Source organism: Streptomyces panaciradicis, assembly GCF_023516615.1.
Classification (GTDB): domain Bacteria; phylum Actinomycetota; class Actinomycetes; order Streptomycetales; family Streptomycetaceae; genus Streptomyces; species Streptomyces panaciradicis.
In genome coordinates, this window is record NZ_JAMGBF010000141.1 from 26,144 (window position 1) to 44,408 (window position 18,265).

General features: G+C 72.7%; 14 protein-coding genes. 11 read left to right on the forward strand and 3 right to left on the reverse strand.

Translation table 11 applies throughout. From position 1 onward, the window contains the following. Nucleotides 1-60: 60 nt before the first annotated feature. From M8J74_RS35025 to nudC, 4 genes are all read left to right on the forward strand, one after another. Complete coding sequence (locus M8J74_RS35025) at nt 61-3,387, forward strand: ATP-dependent helicase (RefSeq protein WP_249840295.1); 3,327 nt, start codon at nt 61-63, stop codon at nt 3,385-3,387. A gap of 101 nt (nt 3,388-3,488) precedes the next feature. Next, nucleotides 3,489-7,058, forward strand: a complete 3,570-nt coding sequence (locus M8J74_RS35030) for an ATP-dependent helicase (RefSeq protein ID WP_249840296.1) — start codon at nt 3,489-3,491, stop codon at nt 7,056-7,058. A 10-nt stretch (nt 7,059-7,068) separates the two neighbouring features. Further along, nucleotides 7,069-8,472 carry a dipeptidase gene (locus tag M8J74_RS35035; RefSeq protein ID WP_249840297.1) on the forward strand — a complete coding sequence of 468 codons (1,404 nt, stop codon included), beginning with the start codon at nt 7,069-7,071 and terminating at the stop codon, nt 8,470-8,472. Between the two features lie 156 nt (nt 8,473-8,628). Continuing rightward, entirely contained in the window at nt 8,629-9,570 is a 942-nt protein-coding gene (nudC, locus tag M8J74_RS35040; RefSeq protein WP_058923366.1) for an NAD(+) diphosphatase, read from the forward strand. Nucleotides 9,571-9,661: 91 nt separating this feature from the next. On the opposite strand, the gene M8J74_RS35045 is transcribed toward nudC, so the two are convergent. Further along, nucleotides 9,662-9,904: a mycoredoxin gene (locus M8J74_RS35045; RefSeq protein ID WP_249840298.1), complete on the reverse strand. Its 243-nt coding sequence runs from the start codon at nt 9,902-9,904 to the stop codon at nt 9,662-9,664. A 213-nt stretch (nt 9,905-10,117) separates the two neighbouring features. On the opposite strand from M8J74_RS35045, the gene M8J74_RS35050 reads away from it, so the two are divergent. The 5 genes from M8J74_RS35050 to M8J74_RS35070 all read left to right on the forward strand — a co-directional run bounded on the left by M8J74_RS35050 (nt 10,118) and on the right by M8J74_RS35070 (nt 14,014). After that, complete coding sequence (locus M8J74_RS35050) at nt 10,118-12,316, forward strand: ATP-dependent DNA helicase UvrD2 (RefSeq protein ID WP_249840299.1); 2,199 nt, start codon at nt 10,118-10,120, stop codon at nt 12,314-12,316. A gap of 164 nt (nt 12,317-12,480) precedes the next feature. Next, nucleotides 12,481-12,801 carry a hypothetical protein gene (locus M8J74_RS35055; RefSeq protein WP_249840300.1) on the forward strand — a complete coding sequence of 107 codons (321 nt, stop codon included), beginning with the start codon at nt 12,481-12,483 and terminating at the stop codon, nt 12,799-12,801. 178 nt (nt 12,802-12,979) lie between these two features. Continuing rightward, nucleotides 12,980-13,348, forward strand: coding sequence for a WhiB family transcriptional regulator (locus M8J74_RS35060; RefSeq protein ID WP_019072119.1), 369 nt, complete (start codon nt 12,980-12,982; stop codon nt 13,346-13,348). Then, entirely contained in the window at nt 13,345-13,671 is a 327-nt protein-coding gene (locus tag M8J74_RS35065) for a putative WhiB-interacting protein (RefSeq protein ID WP_058923363.1), read from the forward strand. Before M8J74_RS35060 ends, M8J74_RS35065 begins: the two co-directional genes overlap by 4 nt. Nucleotides 13,672-13,804: 133 nt before the next feature. Beyond that, on the forward strand, nt 13,805-14,014 hold the full coding sequence (locus tag M8J74_RS35070; protein ID WP_249840301.1) for a hypothetical protein: 210 nt from the start codon (nt 13,805-13,807) through the stop codon (nt 14,012-14,014). A gap of 1 nt (nt 14,015) precedes the next feature. Here M8J74_RS35070 and M8J74_RS35075 read toward each other — a convergent pair whose 3' ends face one another. Beyond that, complete coding sequence (locus M8J74_RS35075; RefSeq protein WP_249840302.1) at nt 14,016-15,380, reverse strand: ABC1 kinase family protein; 1,365 nt, start codon at nt 15,378-15,380, stop codon at nt 14,016-14,018. Continuing rightward, nucleotides 15,373-16,596 carry a TOMM precursor leader peptide-binding protein gene (locus tag M8J74_RS35080; protein WP_249840304.1) on the reverse strand — a complete coding sequence of 408 codons (1,224 nt, stop codon included), beginning with the start codon at nt 16,594-16,596 and terminating at the stop codon, nt 15,373-15,375. Before M8J74_RS35080 ends, M8J74_RS35075 begins: the two co-directional genes overlap by 8 nt. Before the next feature lie 271 nt (nt 16,597-16,867). Here M8J74_RS35080 and M8J74_RS35085 point away from each other — a divergent pair, with 271 nt between their 5' ends. Beyond that, the gene (locus M8J74_RS35085) at nt 16,868-17,464 is read left to right on the forward strand and encodes a M48 metallopeptidase family protein (RefSeq protein ID WP_058923360.1); all 597 of its coding nucleotides are present in this window, start codon (nt 16,868-16,870) and stop codon (nt 17,462-17,464) included. 123 nt (nt 17,465-17,587) lie between these two features. After that, nucleotides 17,588-18,265 (forward strand): TerD family protein (locus tag M8J74_RS35090; RefSeq protein WP_249840303.1); only part of this gene is annotated, 678 nt, incomplete at its 3' end.

An 18,265-nucleotide genomic window follows, 5' to 3' on the forward strand; every position in this document is an offset into this window, starting at 1 on the left:
CACCGCCCTGCACGGACGGTGGTCCGACAACCAGCACACCCACCAGGACCGGCGAACCACGTGAGCTCCTCTTCCTCCACCAGGCGCCTGTCGCACCCCGCGGTGCGACAGGGGAACCGTGGCGCTTACCGACTGGTGCGTACCCCTCCGGCCCGACCGGATCCCCCTCGTCTGGACGCCGCTCAGCGCTCCGTGGTTGACCACAGGTCCGGTCCGCTGCTCGTTCTCGCAGGTCCCGGCACCGGCAAGACCACCACCCTCGTGGAGTCCGTGGCCGCCCGAATCGCCCGTGGCGGCGACCCCGCGCGCGTGCTCGTGCTGACGTTCAGCCGCAAGGCGGCCGTCGAGCTGCGCGACCGCATGGCGCTGCGCGTGGGAGCGGCCCGCGCTCCCCAGGCGACCACCTTCCACTCGTTCTGCTACGCCCTCGTCCGTGCCCATCAGGACGCCGAGCTGTTCGTGGAGCCGCTGCGTCTGCTGTCCGGCCCGGAGCAGGACGTCGCCGTCCGCGGACTGCTCGCCGGGCAGCCCGACCTGGAGCGGCTCGGCCTCGCGCACGTGCGCTGGCCGGACGAACTGCGCGCCTGCCTGACGACCAGGGGCTTCGCCGATGAGGTCCGCGCGGTCCTCGCCCGCAGCCGGGAACTCGGCCTGGACCCCGTCGCGCTGGACGCCTTCGCCCGCCGTATCGGCCGCCCCGACTGGCGTGCCGCGGCCGCCTTCCTCGCCGAGTACCTCGACGTCCTCGACCTGCAGGGCGTGCTCGACTACGCCGAACTGGTCCACCGCGCGGTCCTCCTGGCCCGCCGGCCCGAGGTCGCCGAACGGCTCGCCGCGCAGTACGACGCCGTCCTCGTCGACGAGTACCAGGACACGGACGCCGCCCAGGTACGGCTGCTGCACGCGCTCGCGGGCGGGGGCCGCACGCTCGTCGCCTTCGGTGACCCCGACCAGTCGATCTACGCCTTCCGGGGCTCCGACGTCAACGGCATCCTGGAGTTCCCGCACACCTTCCCGCGCGCGGACGGCCGCCCGGCGCCCGTGCAGGTCCTGCGCACCTCCCGCCGCTCCGGCGCCGGGCTGCTCGCCGCGACCCGCCTGCTCACCCAGCGCATGCCGCTGACCCGGCTGCCGGCGGAGAAGGTCCGCGCGCACCGCGAACTCGCCCCCGTCCGGGAGGGCGGCCACGCCGAGGTGTACACGTACCCGACGTCCGGCACGGAGCTGGACAACATCGCAGACATCCTGCGCCGGGCCCACCTGGAGGACGGCGTCCCATGGCGCGACATGGCCGTCCTGGTGCGTGCCGGGTCGCGGACCATCCCGACGGTCCGCCGCGCGCTGACCGCCGCCGGCGTCCCGCTCGACATCGACGGCGACGACCTGCCCCTGCGGCACGAGCCGGCGGTGGCCCCACTGCTGACGGCACTGCGGGCGGTGGCCGGCGCGGAGGCGGCGGCGCAGGCGGACGACGAGGAGCCCCCCTCCGGGGAGGCGGCCCCCTGCTGGCTCGACACCGAGACCGCCCTCACCCTCCTCGCCTCGCCCCTCGGCGGCATGGACGCCGCCGACCTGCGCCGTCTCGGCCGGGCCCTGCGCGACGAGGAGCGGGCCGCGGGAAACGCCCTGCCGCCGCCGTCGGACGAACTGCTCGCGCGGGCCCTCGCCGAGCCGGAGCGCCTGGCCGTGCACGACCCCGCGTACGCGCGCGGCGCCCAGCGGCTCGGCGCCCTGCTCCGCAAGGCCAGGGAACGCCTCGCGGGCGGCGGCACGGCCGAGGAGGCGCTGTGGGACCTGTGGGAGGGCACGCCGTGGCCCACCCGCCTGGAGCGCTCCGCGCGGCGCGGCGGGGCCGCCGGGCGCAACGCCGACCGTGACCTGGACGCCGTCTGCGCGCTGTTCGCGACCGCAGCGCGCGCGGAGGAACGCACCGGCGGCCGGGGCGCCCTGAACTTCCTGGAGGAGATCGAGGCCGAGGACATCGCCGCCGACACCCTCACGCGACGGGCGGTACGTCCGGACGCCGTACGCCTGATGACCGCGCACCGCTCCAAGGGCCTGGAGTGGCGCCTCGTCGTCGTCGCCGGCGTCCAGGAAGGGCTGTGGCCCGACCTGCGCCGCCGTGGCTCGCTCCTGGAGGCCGACCGCATCGGCCGCGACGGACTCGCCGAACCGCTCACCCCGGGCGCCCTGCTCGCCGAGGAGCGCCGCCTGTTCTACGTCGCCGCCACACGCGCGCGTGAACGCCTCGTCGTCACCGCCGTGAAGGCACCGTCCGACGACGGCGACCAGCCCTCCCGCTTCCTCACCGAACTGGGCGTCGAACCCAAGGACGTCACGGGCCGGCCACGCCGCCCCCTGTCCGTCGCCGCGCTGGTCTCCGAACTGCGCGCCACCACCGTCGACCCGCGCGTCTCGGACACCCTCCGGGAGGCGGCCGCCCAACGGCTCGCGCGCCTCGCCGCGCTCGCCGACGAGGACGGCCGCCCGCTCGTCCCCTCCGCCCACCCCTACCGCTGGTGGGGCATGTTCGAGCCGACCGAGAGCAAGGTGCCGCTGCGCAACCGCGACCAGCCCGTCGTGCTCTCCGGAAGCGCCCTCGACCAGCTCGCCAACACTTGCTCCCTGCAGTGGTTCCTGGGCCGCGAGGTGAAGGCCGACGCGCCCGCGACGACCGCCCAGGGCTTCGGCAACGTCGTGCACGTCCTCGCCGACGAGGTCGCCTCCGGGCACACGCCCGCCGACCTCGCCGTCCTCATGGAACGCCTCGACTCGGTGTGGAACGCCCTCGCCTTCGACGCGCCGTGGAAGTCGGCGCAGGAGAAGGAGAACGCGCGCGTGGCGCTCGAACGCTTCCTGAAGTGGCACGTCATGGACCGCACCGGCCGCACCCCGGTGGCCAGCGAGCACGACTTCGACGTGACCCTGGAGGCGGGCGACTACGAGGTGCGCATCCGCGGCCAGATGGACCGCGTCGAGGCCGACGGCGAGGGCCGCGCCTACGTCGTCGACTTCAAGACCGGCAAACAGGCGCCCACCGCGCGCGAGGTCGAGCGCCACCCCCAGCTCGCCGTCTACCAGCTCGCCGTCCGCGAGGGCGCCGTGGACGAGGCCTTCGACGGTCTGCGCCCCGAACCGGGCGGCGCCGAACTGGTGCACCTGCGGCAGGGTGCCGCGCAGCGCGACGGCGGCGAGACGCTGCCCAAGGTGCAGGCCCAGGAGCCCGTCGAGGGCCCGGCGGGGGAGTGGGTCGGCGAACTGCTCGCCACCGCCGCCGGAAAGGTGCTCGACGAGCGGTTCACGCCGACGGCCGGACAGCACTGCACGCACTGCGCGTTCCGGGCGTCCTGCAGCGCCCGCCCCGAGGGCCGCCACATCGTCGAGTAGCCCGGGTGATTCATCACACCACCCGGGCTGACCTGCGCTTCCACCGAAGCGCAGGGTGATTGCGTCCTCCGCTGTCAGTGGTCGCGGCTAGCCTCTTCGACGTGCCGCCCCCTATCACCGATCCCGATCAGCTCAAGGAGCTCCTCGGGATTCCGTTCACCCCGGAGCAGACGGCCTGCATCATCGCGCCGCCCGCCCCGCAGGTGATCGTGGCCGGCGCCGGATCGGGCAAGACGACGGTGATGGCGGCCCGCGTCGTCTGGCTGGTGGGCACCGGACAGGTCGCCCCCGAGCAGGTACTGGGCCTGACCTTCACCAACAAGGCCGCCGGGGAACTCGCCGAGCGCGTGCGCAAGGCGCTGATCAAGGCGGGCGTCACCGACCCGGACGTCATCGACCCGGACAACCCGCCGGGCGAACCGGTCATCTCGACCTACCACGCGTTCGCCGGCCGCCTGCTGACCGACCACGGTCTGCGCATCGGCCTGGAGCCGACCTCGCGCCTGCTCGCCGACGCCACCCGCTTCCAGCTCGCCGCGCGCGTGCTGCGGGAGGCCCCCGGCCCCTATCCGGCCCTCACCCGCTCCTTCGCCGACCTCGTCAGCGACCTGCTGACCCTCGACGCCGAACTCGCCGAGCACCTCGTGCGCCCCGAGGACGTGCGCGCGTACGACGCAGAGCTGCTCGGCACCCTTCAGGGCGCCAAGCTCACCAACGCAGATCTGCGCAAGGTCCCCGAGGCGGCCGCCGCCCGCCGCGAACTCGCCGACCTGGTGGTCCGCTACCGCGCCGCCAAACGCGAACGCGACCTGCTCGACTTCGGCGACCAGATCGCCCTGTCCGCACAGCTCGCGCGGATCCCCGAGGTCGGCCGCGTCCTGCGCGAGGAGTTCCGCGTGGTCCTCCTGGACGAGTACCAGGACACGTCCGTGGCCCAACGCATCCTTCTGGCGGGCCTGTTCGGCGGCGGCACCGGCCACCCGGTGACCGCCGTCGGCGACCCCTGCCAGGCCATCTACGGCTGGCGCGGCGCGTCCGTCGCCAACCTGGACGACTTCCACGAGCACTTCGCCCGCCCCGACGGCAGCCCCGCCACCCGCCAGGCCCTCAGCGAGAACCGCCGCAGCGGCGGCCGCCTCCTGGACCTCGCCAACGGCCTCGCCGAACCCCTGCGCGCCATGCACGCGGGCGTGGAGGCCCTCCGCCCGGCCCCCGGCGCCGAACGGGACGGCGTCGTCCGCTGCGCGCTGCTGCCCACCCACGCCGAGGAGATCGACTGGATCGCCGACTCGATCGCCCACCTGGTCGACACCGGCAAGGCGCCCGGTGAGATCGCCGTCCTGTGCCGCACGGCGAGCGACTTCGCCGAGATCCAGGGCGCGCTCGTCGTCCGGGACGTCCCCGTCGAGGTGGTCGGGCTGTCCGGGCTGCTGCACCTTCCGGAGATCGCCGACCTGGTCGCCGTCTGCGAAGTACTCCAGGACCCCGGCGCCAACGCCTCCCTGGTCCGGCTGCTGACCGGCCCGCGCTGGCGCATCGGCCCACGCGACCTCGCCCTCCTGGGACGCCGGGCCCGGCTGCTCGTGTCCCACGCGCGCGTGGAGGACGACGACGACCGGGACCGGCGGCTCGCCGAAGCCGTCGAGGGGGTCGATCCGTCGGAGGTGATATCGCTCGCGGACGCCCTCGACACCTTCCTGGAGATGCCGCTCGACGCGGAGGGAGAGGACGACGGACTGCCGTTCTCGCCGGACGCGCGCGTGCGCTTCGCGCGCCTGGCCACCGAACTGCGCGATCTGCGCCGGTCGTTGTCCGACCCGCTGATGGACGTCCTGCACCGCGTCCTCGCCGTCACCGGCCTGGAGGTGGAACTGTCGGCGTCCCCGCACGCCCTGGCCGCCCGCCGCCGCGAGACCCTCTCCAACTTCCTGGACGTCGCCGCCTCCTTCGCCGCCGGCGACGGCGAGGCCACCCTGCTCGCCTTCCTGGCCTTCCTGCGCACCGCCGCGCAGTACGAGAAGGGCCTCGACAACGCCCTGCCCGGCGGCGAGAACACCGTGAAGGTGCTCACCGCCCACAAGTCGAAGGGCCTGGAGTGGGACGTCGTCGCCGTCCCGGGCCTGGTCAAGGACACCTTCCCCAGTACCAAGGGCCGCGAGAAGTGGACCGCCCAGGGCAAGGTGCTGCCGCACGCGCTGCGCGGCGACGCCGACACCCTGCCCGACGTCGGCTCCTGGGACTCCCGGGGCCTGAAGGCCTTCCAGGAGGCCATGAAGGAGCACCAGCACACCGAGGAGCTCCGCCTCGGCTACGTCACCTTCACCCGCCCCCGCAGCCTCCTCCTCGGCTCCGGCCACTGGTGGGGCCCCACCCAGAAGAAGCGGCGCGGCCCCTCGAGCTTCCTGCTGGACCTGTACGAGCACTGCGCTGCCGGGTACGGCGAGATCGAGGCATGGGCGGAGGAGCCCGCCGAGGACGAGGAAAACCCCGTCCTGCACACGGCGAGCGCCGACCAGGTCTGGCCCCTGCCGCTGGACGAGGCGTCTTTCGCCCGCCGCCGGAGGGCCGCCGAGACCGTCCTCGCTCACCTGGAGGACCTCGCCTCCCACGAGGACGGCCACCCCGCGGCCGTACACGACCCGGACGGTGACGAGGACCCGGACTGGCCCGTACCGCCGGACGACGAAGAGCCCCACGACGACGTGGAGCCGTACGACGAAGAGCCGTACGACGACGAAGACCCCTACGACGGCGACGCGTCCTACGGGGAAGAGGACCCGTTCCGGGACGAGGAGTCCGGCGACTGGGAGAGCTGGTCGGCGGACCGCCCGGCGGTCCCGCACCAGGCGACCGGACCGCAGAGCGCGGCGCAGCACGGCACGCGCGTGCCCGGCAACACGCACGCGCGTGAGCACCCCCGCCCCCGGCCCACCCCCGAGGAGGCCCGCACCATCGCCTCCTGGGACCGTGACCTCGACGCCCTCACCGGTGAGCTCCTGCGCGCGCGGGCGGCCGTCACCGAGGTCCCCCTGCCCGTGACCCTCACCGCCTCGCAGGTGCTGCGGCTGGCCGCCGACCCGGACGGCTTCGCGCAGGAACTCGCCCGCCCCATGCCCCGCCCGCCGCAGCCCGCCGCCCGCCGGGGCACCCGCTTCCACGCCTGGGTCGAAGCCCGCTTCGAAGAGCTGACCCTGCCCGTGCTGGAGCCGGAGGAACTGCCCGGCGGCGACGCCGAGATCGCCGACGAGCGCGACCTGGAGGCCCTCAAGGAGGCCTTCGAACGCACCGAGTACGCCCACCGCACGCCCCACCGGGTCGAGGCCCCCTTCCAGCTCACCATCGCCGGCCGGGTCATCAGGGGACGTATCGACGCCGTCTACAAGGAGGGCGAGGGCGACGCGGCGACGTACGAGATCGTCGACTGGAAGACCGGCCGCGACCGCACCGCCGATCCGCTCCAGCTCGCCCTGTACCGGCTCGCCTGGGCCGAGCAGCGCGGCGTCCCCCTGGAGTCCGTCAACGCGACGTTCCTGTACGTCCGCACCGGTGACGTGGTCCGACCGCGGGGCCTGCCGGACCGCGCCGCGCTGGAGCGGCTGCTCCTGGGCGAGCCGGCCGCGTCGGCAAAGTGTGAGGAACCGCCCACCGAGGATGTCGGTGCGGGCCGATAGGCTCGTGACCATGAGCCAGACCCCGGACAGCGCCGTCCGTACGTACATCGAGCAGCACAGCTCCGCCTTCCTGGGGGACCTCGCGGAGTGGCTGCGCATCCCGTCCGTGTCCGCCCAGCCGGACCACGCGCCCGATGTACGCCGCAGCGCCGACTGGCTCGCCGCCAAACTCCGGGAGACCGGCTTCCCGACCGCCGAGATCTGGGAGACCGCGGGCGCCCCCGCCGTCTTCGCCGAGTGGCCCTCCGACGATCCGGGAGCGCCCACGGTCCTCGTCTACGGGCACCACGACGTGCAGCCCGCCGCCCGCGAGGACGGCTGGGACAGCGAGCCCTTCGAGCCGGCCGTCCGCGAAGGTCGCCTCTACGCGCGCGGGGCGGCCGATGACAAGGGCCAGGTCTTCTTCCACACCCTCGGCGTCCGCGCCCACCTCGCCGCCACCGGCCGCACCACCCCGGCCGTCGGCCTGAAGCTGCTGATCGAGGGCGAGGAGGAGTCCGGTTCGCCGCATTTCCGTGCCCTCGTGGAGGAGCACGCCGAGCGGCTGGCCGCCGACGCAGTGATCGTCTCCGACACCGGCATGTGGTCCGAGGACACCCCCACCGTCTGCACCGGCATGCGCGGTCTCGCCGAGTGCGAGATCCACTTCTTCGGCCCCGACCAGGACATCCACTCCGGGTCCTTCGGCGGCGCCGTCCCCAACCCGGCCACCGCCGCCGCCCGTCTGGTCGCGGCCCTGCACGACGAGCACGCACGCGTGGCCGTCCCCGGCTTCTACGACGGCGTCGTCGAACTCACCGACCGCGAGCGGGAACTCTTCGCCGAACTGCCCTTCGACGAGCAGGAATGGCTGAGCACCGCCAAGTCCTACGCCGCCCGGGGCGAGGCCGGACACACCACCCTGGAACGCATCTGGGCCCGCCCCACCGCCGAGGTCAACGGCATCGGCGGCGGTTACCAGGGCCCCGGCAGCAAGACGATCATCCCGTCCTCGGCGATGGTGAAGCTCTCCTTCCGCATGGTCGCGGGACAGGACCCCGCCCACATCGAGAAGGTCGTCCGCGACTGGGCCGCCACCCAGGTGCCCGCGGGGATCCGGCACGAGATCACGTTCGGTGCCGCCACGCGCCCGTGCCTGACGCCGCTGGACCACCCCGCCCTTCAGTCCGTGGTCCGCGCGATGGGCTGCGCCTTCGGCAAGCCGGTCCGCTTCACCCGCGAGGGCGGCTCCGGCCCGGCCGCCGACCTCCAGGAGGTCCTGGACGCACCGGTGCTCTTCCTGGGCATCTCCGTCCCCTCCGACGGCTGGCACGCGCCGAACGAGAAGGTCGAGCTCGACCTGCTCCTCAAGGGCGTCGAGACCACCGCGTACCTGTGGGACGACCTCGCCCGGACCTGGCGTCATGAGCCCTGAGCATCCCGCGCCGCCCGGACGGGCAGGCTGCCAGGGGCACACTGGAGGGAACGCCCCGCACCGACCAGCCCCACCGGAACCGGTCACCTCCCGCACTGCGTCCCGCCGAACCGATCGCCGAAACAACCCGTTCCACAGGGGGAGTTGGAAGCACCCGTGACCACCTGGACCGACCACACCGCCGACCGCCCCATCTCGCTCACCGCCCCGAGCGGCATCGACCGCGCCGCCCACCACCGGCTCGACGAGGCCTGGCTCGCGGCGGCGTGGAGCCACCCCACGACCCGCTGCTTCGTGGTCTCCGGCGGCCAGGTCCTCATCGACGAGACGCCCGACGGGCGCACCGAACTCGTCATGACCCCGTCCTTCGAGGCTCCTCTGACGGAGGCGCACCGCTACTTCCTGGGCACCGACGAGGACGGCGTCAGCTACTTCGCCCTCCAGAAGGACGCGTTGCCGGGCCGGATCGACCAGTCCGCGCGACCGGCCGGCCTGCGCGAGGCCGGCCTGCTGCTCTCACCCCGGGACGCGGGCCTGATGGTGCACGCCGTCGGCCTGGAGAACTGGCAGCGCACCCACCGCTTCTGCTCCCGCTGCGGCGAGCGCACCGTCATCGCCGCGGCCGGCCACATCCGCCGCTGCCCGGCGTGCGGCGCCGAGCACTACCCGCGCACCGACCCCGCCGTGATCATGGCCGTCACCGACGCCGAGGACCGCATCCTCCTCGGCCGCCAGGTCCACTGGCCGGAGGGCCGCTTCTCCACGCTCGCCGGATTCGTCGAGCCCGGCGAGTCCATCGAGCAGGCGGTGCGCCGCGAGGTCTTCGAGGAGGCCGGCATCAGCGTCGGCCAGGTCGAGTACGTCGCCAGCCAGCCCTGGCCGTTCCCGTCCAGCCTGATGCTCGGCTTCATGGCCCACGCCACCTCCATCGAGATCGACGTCGACGGCGACGAGATCCACGAGGCCCGCTGGTTCTCCCGCGACGAACTCGGCGCCGCCTTCGACTCCGGCGAGGTGCTCCCGCCCTACGGCATCTCGATCGCGGCCCGCCTGATCGAGCTCTGGTACGGCAAGCCGCTGCCGACGCGGAGCGTGTGACGGCCTTACGGCGCAGGGCGGACCGCGAAAACGAAAAGGCGATACCCGAGTCGACCTCGGGTATCGCCTTTCTGTACGCCAGTGCCGGGTGTCACACGCCGATCTTCTGCTTCACCTGGGCCAGCGACGGGTTCGTCAGCGTCGAACCGTCCGGGAACAGCACGGTGGGAACCGTCTGGTTTCCGCCATTCGCCTTCTCCACGAAAGCGGCGGACGCCGGGTCCTGCTCGATGTTGATCTCGTCGTACGTGATGCCCTCGCGGTCCATCTGGCTCTTCAGCCGACGGCAGTAGCCACACCACGTGGTGCTGTACATCGTCACAGTGCCCGGCATGTCTCTCGGCTCCTCAGCTGCTGGGGATCGGTGGTCGCAGAGAGGGAACGTACTTGAAAGGGCCACCATTCCCGCACGCGGCCCAGGACCCCACGTGATGCCTGCCGCATCGATCCACATCGATCCACGACGCCTGCCGCATTAGTACGACAAGAGGTGCCTGCCTGTGGACAACCGGAGCACCCGTCTCCGGCGACCTGGCAGCATGGCTGTGTGACAGCAGCAACGCACTCCACGCTCTTCCCGCCGGTACCGGACTCGGCCGACGCGGTACTCGAAGGGCTCGACCCCGAGCAGCGCGAGGTGGCCACCGCCCTGCGCGGCCCGGTGTGCGTGCTGGCGGGCGCCGGCACGGGCAAGACCCGGGCGATCACCCACCGCATCGCCTACGGGGTGCGGGCCGGGATCCTCCAGCCGTCCAGCGTGCTGGCCGTCACCTTCACCAACCGCGCCGCCGGCGAGATGCGCGGCCGGCTGCGCCGGCTCGGCGCCGTCGGCGTCCAGGCCCGCACCTTCCACTCGGCGGCCCTGCGCCAGCTGCAGTACTTCTGGCCGAAAGCGGTCGGTGGCTCCATGCCCCGGCTCGTCGACCGCAAGATCCAGCTCGTCGCGGACGCGGCCGCCGCTTGCCGCATCCGCCTCGACCGGGGCGAGCTGCGCGACGTCACCGGCGAGATCGAGTGGTCCAAGGTCACCCAGACCGTCCCCGCCGACTACGCGGCGGCCGCCGCCAAGGCCGGCCGCGAGTCCCCCCGCGACCCCGCCGAGATCGCCCAGCTCTACTCCGTCTACGAGGACCTCAAGCGGGACCGCTCCGTCATCGACTTCGAGGACGTCCTGCTGCTGACCGTGGCCGTCCTGCAGGACCGGCACGACATCGCCGAGCAGGTCCGCGCCCAGTACCAGCACTTCGTGGTGGACGAGTACCAGGACGTCAGCCCCCTCCAGCAGCGCCTGCTGGAACTGTGGCTCGGCGACCGGGACGACCTGTGCGTCGTCGGTGACGCCAGCCAGACGATCTACTCGTTCACCGGAGCAACCCCCGACCACCTTCTCGACTTCCGTGCCCGCCACCCCGGGGCCACCGTCGTCAAGCTCGTCCGCGACTACCGCTCCACCCCGCAGGTCGTCCATCTCGCCAACGGCCTCCTCGCCCAGGCCCGCGGACGCGCCGCCGACCACCGCCTGGAACTGGTCTCCCAGCGGGCCGCGGGACCCGAGCCCCGCTACACCGAGTACACCGACGAGCCCGCCGAGGCGGAGGGCGCCGCCCGCCGCATCCGCGAACTCATCGCCGCGGGCGTCCCGGCGAGCGAGATCGCGATCCTGTTCCGCACCAACTCCCAGTCCGAGACCTACGAGCAGGCCCTCGCCGACGCCGGAGTCCCCTACCAGCTCCGCGGCGCCGAGCGCTTCTTCGACCGGCCCGAGGTGCGCAGAGCCATCGTCAACCTCAGGGGCGCGGCCCGCTTCGGCGGCAACGACTCCCGGCTGGACGACGCCGTCGACCTGCCCTCCCAGGTGCGTGCCGTGCTCTCGGGCGAGGGCTGGACGACGGAGCCCCCGGCCGGCTCCGGCGCCGTCAGGGAGCGCTGGGAGTCCCTGTCCGCCCTGGTGAACCTGGCCCACGACTTCGCCGCCGCCGAGCGGGGCGCCACCCTGGCCGACCTCGTCGCCGAGCTGGACGAGAGGGCGAACGCCCAGCACGCCCCGACGGTGCAGGGCGTCACCCTGGCCTCGCTGCACTCCGCCAAGGGCCTCGAGTGGGACGTCGTGTTCCTGGTCGGCGTCGCCGAGGGCATGATGCCGATCACCTATGCGAAGACCGACGAGCAGATCGAGGAGGAGCGCCGCCTCCTGTACGTCGGTGTCACCCGCGCCCGTGAGCACCTGCACGTCTCCTGGGCGCTGTCCCGCTCGCCCGGCGGCCGCCCGAACCGCCGTCCCAGCCGCTTCCTGGACGGTCTGCGCCCCGGCTCCACCGGCACCGCCGGGCGCGGGGCGACGGGCGGCGCGGGGGGCGTCGAGCGCGGCCGCACCAGCAGACCGGAGGCCGTCGCCCCGCGACGCACCCAGCGCACCCCGGCCCGCTGCCGGGTCTGCGGGCGCACCCTCACCGACGCCGGCGAGATGAAGCTGATGCGGTGCGAGGACTGTCCCTCCGACATGGACGAGGGCCTGTACGAGCGGTTGCGCGAGTGGCGCGCGGAGCAGGCGCGGCGCAGCGGACAGCCCGCCTTCTGCGTCTTCACCGACAAGACGCTCGTGGCCATCGCCGAGGCCGTGCCGGACGACGAGTACGAACTGGCCCGCATCCCCGGGGTAGGACAGCGCAAGCTCAACCGCTACGGGGCGGACGTACTGGCCCTCTGCGCAGGCCAGGACCTCGCGGGAGACGGCGCGAAAGACTGATGCGAACTCGTCGGAAAAATAGTTTGCGCATGCCCCAGCAATCCCCATAGGTTCTTAGCCACGGGGACAGAGGCCTTCTCGAAGGCCCTGATTCCGTGCTCTACTTGCATATCCGTCGGACTGGTTCATCCCAGTCCCCGAAGCGCCGAGAGGAGGCGAGTCCAGTGATCAGCATCAACAGCAGCTCCACCAGCACCGTCAAAATGACCGATCACTCGGTCGTCGTCTCCCTGTGCATGCTCGGCGCCTCGATCCCGGGCACCGGTCTGTCCGGCATCCGTGCCGTGCGTCCGGCGTCCCCTGTGTCTCTCGCGGGTCTTCCCGTCCGTGAGCGCAATGAGCGACCGACGAAGGCACTGGAAGCAGTAGAGGCACAGGCGCAGGCCTATGCCTTTACGGCGGCCGGTGCCGGCAGCCGGAAGCAGACGCAGCACCACCTGATGTGGGCCTTCCGTGGGCGAGAACCCTGGAGTGATCCAGCCTGACAGCCGATCAGGCCGGCGCCTTCAGGGCCGCGGAACCCCATCCGGGATCCGCGGCCCTTCTGTTTGTCCCCGCACCGGGGACGACGGAGCGAAGGGGCCTCGGGACAACAGCAGAACCCGGTACCAGCCGCCTCCCGGCCCAACAGGGCCGGAAACGAACAGACGAGGAAGACGACACGTGCAACTCGAAGCGCACGCCCCGTCCGTACCGCCTTCCGAAACGATCCCCCCGCCCGGCCTCACGGAGGACTCCACCTTGACCCCGCTCACCGCGCTCACCGCGCTCGACGACGCCATCGAGAACCTCGGCGTACCCGTCCCCTGCCGTTCCTACGACCCGGAGGTCTTCTTCGCCGAGTCGCCGGCCGACGTCGAGTACGCCAAGTCCCTCTGCCGCACCTGCCCGCTGATCGAGGCCTGCCTCGCCGGCGCCAAGGAGCGGCGTGAGCCCTGGGGCGTCTGGGGTGGCGAGCTGTTCGTCCAGGGTGTCGTCGTCGCCCGCAAGCGGCCGCGTGGCCGCCCGCGCAAGAACCCGGTCACGGCATGAACACCGCAGGCACGATCGACCGTCCCCACACGCACGACCCCAAGAAGCAGGCCCCGATGAAGCCGTCCACCACTGAGCCCACCGGCTCCGCGATCGAAGACTCCACCACCAGCACCGGCGTGACCGGTTCGCGTCAGAACAGGACCCGAGAGATGCAACTCATTCCAGAAGCCCTGGCACGTGCGCATATGCACGAGCGGCTGCGTGAGGCCGAGCGGGAACGCCCGGCCGCGCGCCTGATGGCCGCCCGCCGGATGCAGCGCCGTGCCGAGCTCGCCTCCCGGCGTGCTCGCCGCGCGCTCGCCATGGCGGTCATGCAGTAGCCGCCTGTCCCATGTAGGCGCCTCCCGAGCCGGGAGGCGCCGGCTCCCCGCGGGGGCCGGTCCGTGCGAACGGACCGGCCCCCGCGGTGCGTTGTGCCCGCCCGCGCCCCGGCGCCGGAGGTATCGTCGCCGGATGACGAGTCATCCCGGGAACCGTGACGACTCGGGCTCCGCGGCGGAGCCCCGGCCGGTGGTGTGCGCACGCTGTGGCGCCCGGGCCGAGAAAGCGCCGCCCACCTGGACCTTCTCGGTGGAGGACGGCGTCCGCCGGCACTACTGCGACGCCTGCTCGCGGGAGAATCTCAGGGCGATCGAGGGCCGGCTGGACTCGGCCTGGTGGTAGCTCAGGCCTCCGCGGCCGGCTCGTCCTCCTCGTCCTCCAGGACGAACCCCGGCAGCCACTCCTCCAGTTCCTCGCGCAGCCGCACCGTGGCTCCCAGCTGACACAGCACCCCGATCGTGCTCAGCGTGACCCGGTGGATCAGCAGGTAGGCGGGGGGCAGGTTCAGCTGCTTGCCGAGCTGGTAGGCGGGGGAGCGGGGGTCGGCGATACGGGCCGCCTGGCTGCGCATCCAGCCTCGGGTGAAAGTGAACTCGTCCGCCCGCGCCGGTTCGATGATCGGCAGCAGGTAGTCGAGGACGGCCGCGGGGTCCAGCTCTATGGACTCCTTGACGAAACCCTCCTCGCGCAGCAACTCGTAGACGGCCTCCGCGTCCGAGTCGAGGGTCATCCGAAGGGAGTCGCCGATGGGGGTGGGCAGCCCGCCGGGGAGACGGTCGACGGTGCCGAAGTCCAGCACGCCCAGCCGCCAGTCGCCCTCGGTCTCCGGGTCGCCGGGCAGCAGACGGAAGTTGCCCGGGTGCGGGTCGGCGTGCAGCAGACCGGTGCGGGCCGGCCCCGAGAAGAGGAAGCGGGCCAGCAACTGGCCGGCGCGGTCGCGCTGCTCCGGGGTGCCGTCGGCGATGATCTCCGAGAGCGGCATGCCGTCCATCCACTCCGTGATCAGGATCTGGTCGCACTGGTGGACCACCGCCGGCACCACCACGTCCGGGTCGCCCGTGAACTCCTCGGCGTGGGTCCGCTGGGCCTGGGCCTCCAGACCGTAGTCGAGCTCCTCCGAGACGCGGTCGCGGAGTTCGGTGATCAGCGGCTTGACGTCCATACCGGGGATGAGCGGACCCAGCAGACGCGCGAAACGGCTGAGCTGGTTCAGATCGGACAGGAGGGCGTCGCCGGCTCCCGGGTACTGCACCTTGACCGCCACCTCGCGGCCGTCGTGCCACACTCCCCGGTGCACCTGACCGATCGAGGCCGCCGCGGCCGGCTTGTCCTCGAACTCCAGGAACAGCTCCTGCCAGTCAGTGCCCAGCCGCTCGGCGAGCACCGTGTGCACGGTGCGCGTCGGCATCGGCGGGGCCGCTTCCTGCAGCTTCGTCAGCGCCGCACGGTAGGGGCCGGCCACCTCCTCGGGGAGCGCGGACTCGAAGACGGACAGAGCCTGCCCGAACTTCATCGCACCGCCCTTGAGCTCGCCGAGCACCTTGAACAACTGCTCCGCCGTACGCTGTTGCAGCTCGCGGCCGACGATCTCCGCCGACTCGCCGACGATCCGCTTGCCCAGTCCCCAGGTGGCCCGCCCGGCGAAGCCGAGCGGGAGCGCGGCGAGCTTGGCGGTCCGGGTGACCGCCTTGCGGGGAAGATCAGACATGCGCCCTCCAAGTCCCTGCCGGCCGCGCCGCCTCTGCCTCACGGCACAACTTCATCGGCGACCGTTGCCCCTTCATTGTCGCGTGCCGCTCCGCGTCCTCATCGGTGTGTCCCCCTTTACTTACCTTCTCCTCCGCTCCGCACGGACATGCCGGGTGCGGCCAGACCGGCCGGGAATGCCAGCTCAGAGCCGGTAGAGAGACCTCCCAGCGGGCTCCGGCGCTTCCCGGGAGACGGCCGTCGAGAAAGGCGAGCGCGTGGGCCGCCGCCAGTCCGGCGACCGTGGTGGCCAGTGTCACATCGCACGGCCGCACCTGCCGTGACCTGCCCGAACCCGACCGCCACTGCGCGACCAGGCGGGGCCAGGCCGGGTCCCGGTCGGTGCGCCCCTCGTGCAGACAGCCCGCGCAGCCGGTCTCGCCGGGCAGCACGAGGGGGCCGACGACACCGGTCGCCTCCACCACACCGGCGTACAGATGGGGCGTACCCGAAGTGATGAGGGGTTCGGCGGCGGACGGCGCGGGGGCGTGGACGGCGACGTCGTCGCGCGGGGCCAGGATCACCAGCGAGAATCCGGGGTCGCCTTCAGAGGGAGGTGCCGCGGGGCCGCGGCGCGGCGGACGGCCCGGTGCGCAGCGGCGTACCGCCTGCCGGGCGGCCTCGTCCCGGCGGGCGCCGACGGACTCCGGGGGCAGGCCGCCGGGCGAGACGTCCCAGCGCTCGACCCGGCCGATGTCGCGGACGTCGACCTCGCCGACGCCCGCGGCCGCCAGCAGCGAGGCCAGCAGCGCTCCCACCCGGCCCGCTCCCCGGACCTGCACGCGCAGGGAACGCCGGGCGGCCAGGCGTCCGAGCGCCTCACCCGGTGCGGTGCTGAACACCGACAGGGAGGCGAGGTCGGGGCGCAGCCGGTCCAGGACCTCCTTCCTGCCGCGCAGGGTGTCGGCGGCCGGCCCGCCCCCCTTGGCGTCGTCCAGCAGACCGGCTCCGGCCAGCCGGGACACCAGCCTGTCGACGTGGCCGTCGGGCAGGTCCATGCGGCGCCCCTCCTCGCGCAGGAGCGGCAGACCGCGCGTGCCGTCGAGCAGGTCGAGGAAGCTGCCGGTCGCGGAGTCCATCGGACCCAGCGTCAGCGCGTGCGCCGCGGCCATCCCGAACTGCACCGTGTTGAGATCACGCCAGCCGCGCCTGAGCGCGGGCTTCATCACCGGCGCGATCACATCCGTGACATTCCCGGCATCTGCGGCAAGCAGTGCATCCGTCGCATTCATCGGCAGGCCCCCGTAGCCCTGAGAGAACATCCCGTCCGCCAGCGGAGGCGGGTCGGCCTCCGCGGTGGGACCCAGCATGCACGGGCCCGGCGGAGCGTGCCGAAAGTTGTCCACAGGCAGTGGATATTCGTCGTACGAATCAAACGCTCGGTGGGGGATCGGCACGGAACCGTCCCGGAGTCGGGACTTCCCCAGGTACAGCGGGTAACGTCGGGGCGTGCCCGCCGACCCACTGCACCGCGCCGGAACGCCACAGCGCAGCACGACGAGCCAGCCGCCGAGCGGCTCGGGGGCGAGCGCGATCGAGGTCCGCAGGAGCGCCCGGCGACGCCGGACGGTCTCCGCGTACCGCGAGGGCGATCGCACCGTCGTGCTCATCCCTGCCCGGATGTCCGAGGCTGAGGAGCAGCGCTGGGTCACCGTCATGCTCGACAAGCTGGCCGCCCAGGAGAGCAAACGGATCCTCGGCGACGACGCGCTGGCCGAGCGCGCCGAGCGGCTGTCCGCCCAGTACTTCGAGGGCCGGGCGCGGCCCGCCTCGGTGCGCTGGGTCACCAACCAGAACACGCGCTGGGGCTCGTGCACCCCGTCGGAGGGGAGCATCCGCCTGTCGCACCGGCTGCAGGGGATGCCCGAGTACGTCATCGACTACGTGCTCGTCCATGAGCTGGCGCATCTGCTGGTGCCCGGGCACGGCCCCCGGTTCTGGCGGCTCCTGGAGGCCTATCCGCGCACCGAGCGGGCCCGCGGCTACCTCGAAGGAGTGGTCGCCGCCGAACGGTTGCCGCATCTGCCGGGCGTCCGCGAGGACTGACGGCCGCCCCGGCCGCCGGGACGCGGTTGTGTACCGGGTCTGTACCGGCTTCTTCCGATGTCGGAGTTAGCCGTTAGCCTGGCGCGACGCACTCACATTCGGGATGGGGGACGGTCGTTACGCATGGCCAGGGAATTCCAACGCGGCCACAAGGCCAAGATCAGTGACCTCACCCCGGGCACCGATCTGTACGTAGGCGTGCAGATCGGCGGACCCGGGCTGACGTTCGACATCAGCTGCTTCGGTCTCGACGCCGAGGAACGGCTCTCGGACGACCGCTATTTCATCTTCTTCAACCAGCCCAAGTCCCCCGAGGAGTCCATCCAGCTCCTGGGTGCGCAGGCAGGCGACACCGAGTCCTTCCGGATCACGCTGGACCGGATCCCGCCGCAGATCCAGAAGCTGTCCTTCACGGCGACCATCGACGGCGCCGGCCAGATGTCGCAGGTCGGCCCCGGCTACCTGCGGATCGTCGCGGGCGGCGAGGAGGTGGCCCGGTACGCGTTCAACGGCTCGGAGTTCACCACCGAGCGGGCCGTGATGCTGGGCGACTTCTACCTGAAGGACGTGTGGCGCTTCGCGGCCGTCGGCCAGGGCTTCGACGGCGGTCTGGAGGCGCTGCTGAAGAACTTCGGCGGCGAGGTCGCGGAGGAGGAGGCCCCCGCGGCTCCCCAGCAGCCGCAGACCTCGGGCGCCGCTCCCGGCTTCGCACCGCCCGCGTTCGCCGCCCCGGCCGCACCTCCCGCCCCGGCGCCGCAGCCCGCCCAGGGCTTCGCCCCGCCCCCGGGCGCGACCCCGCCC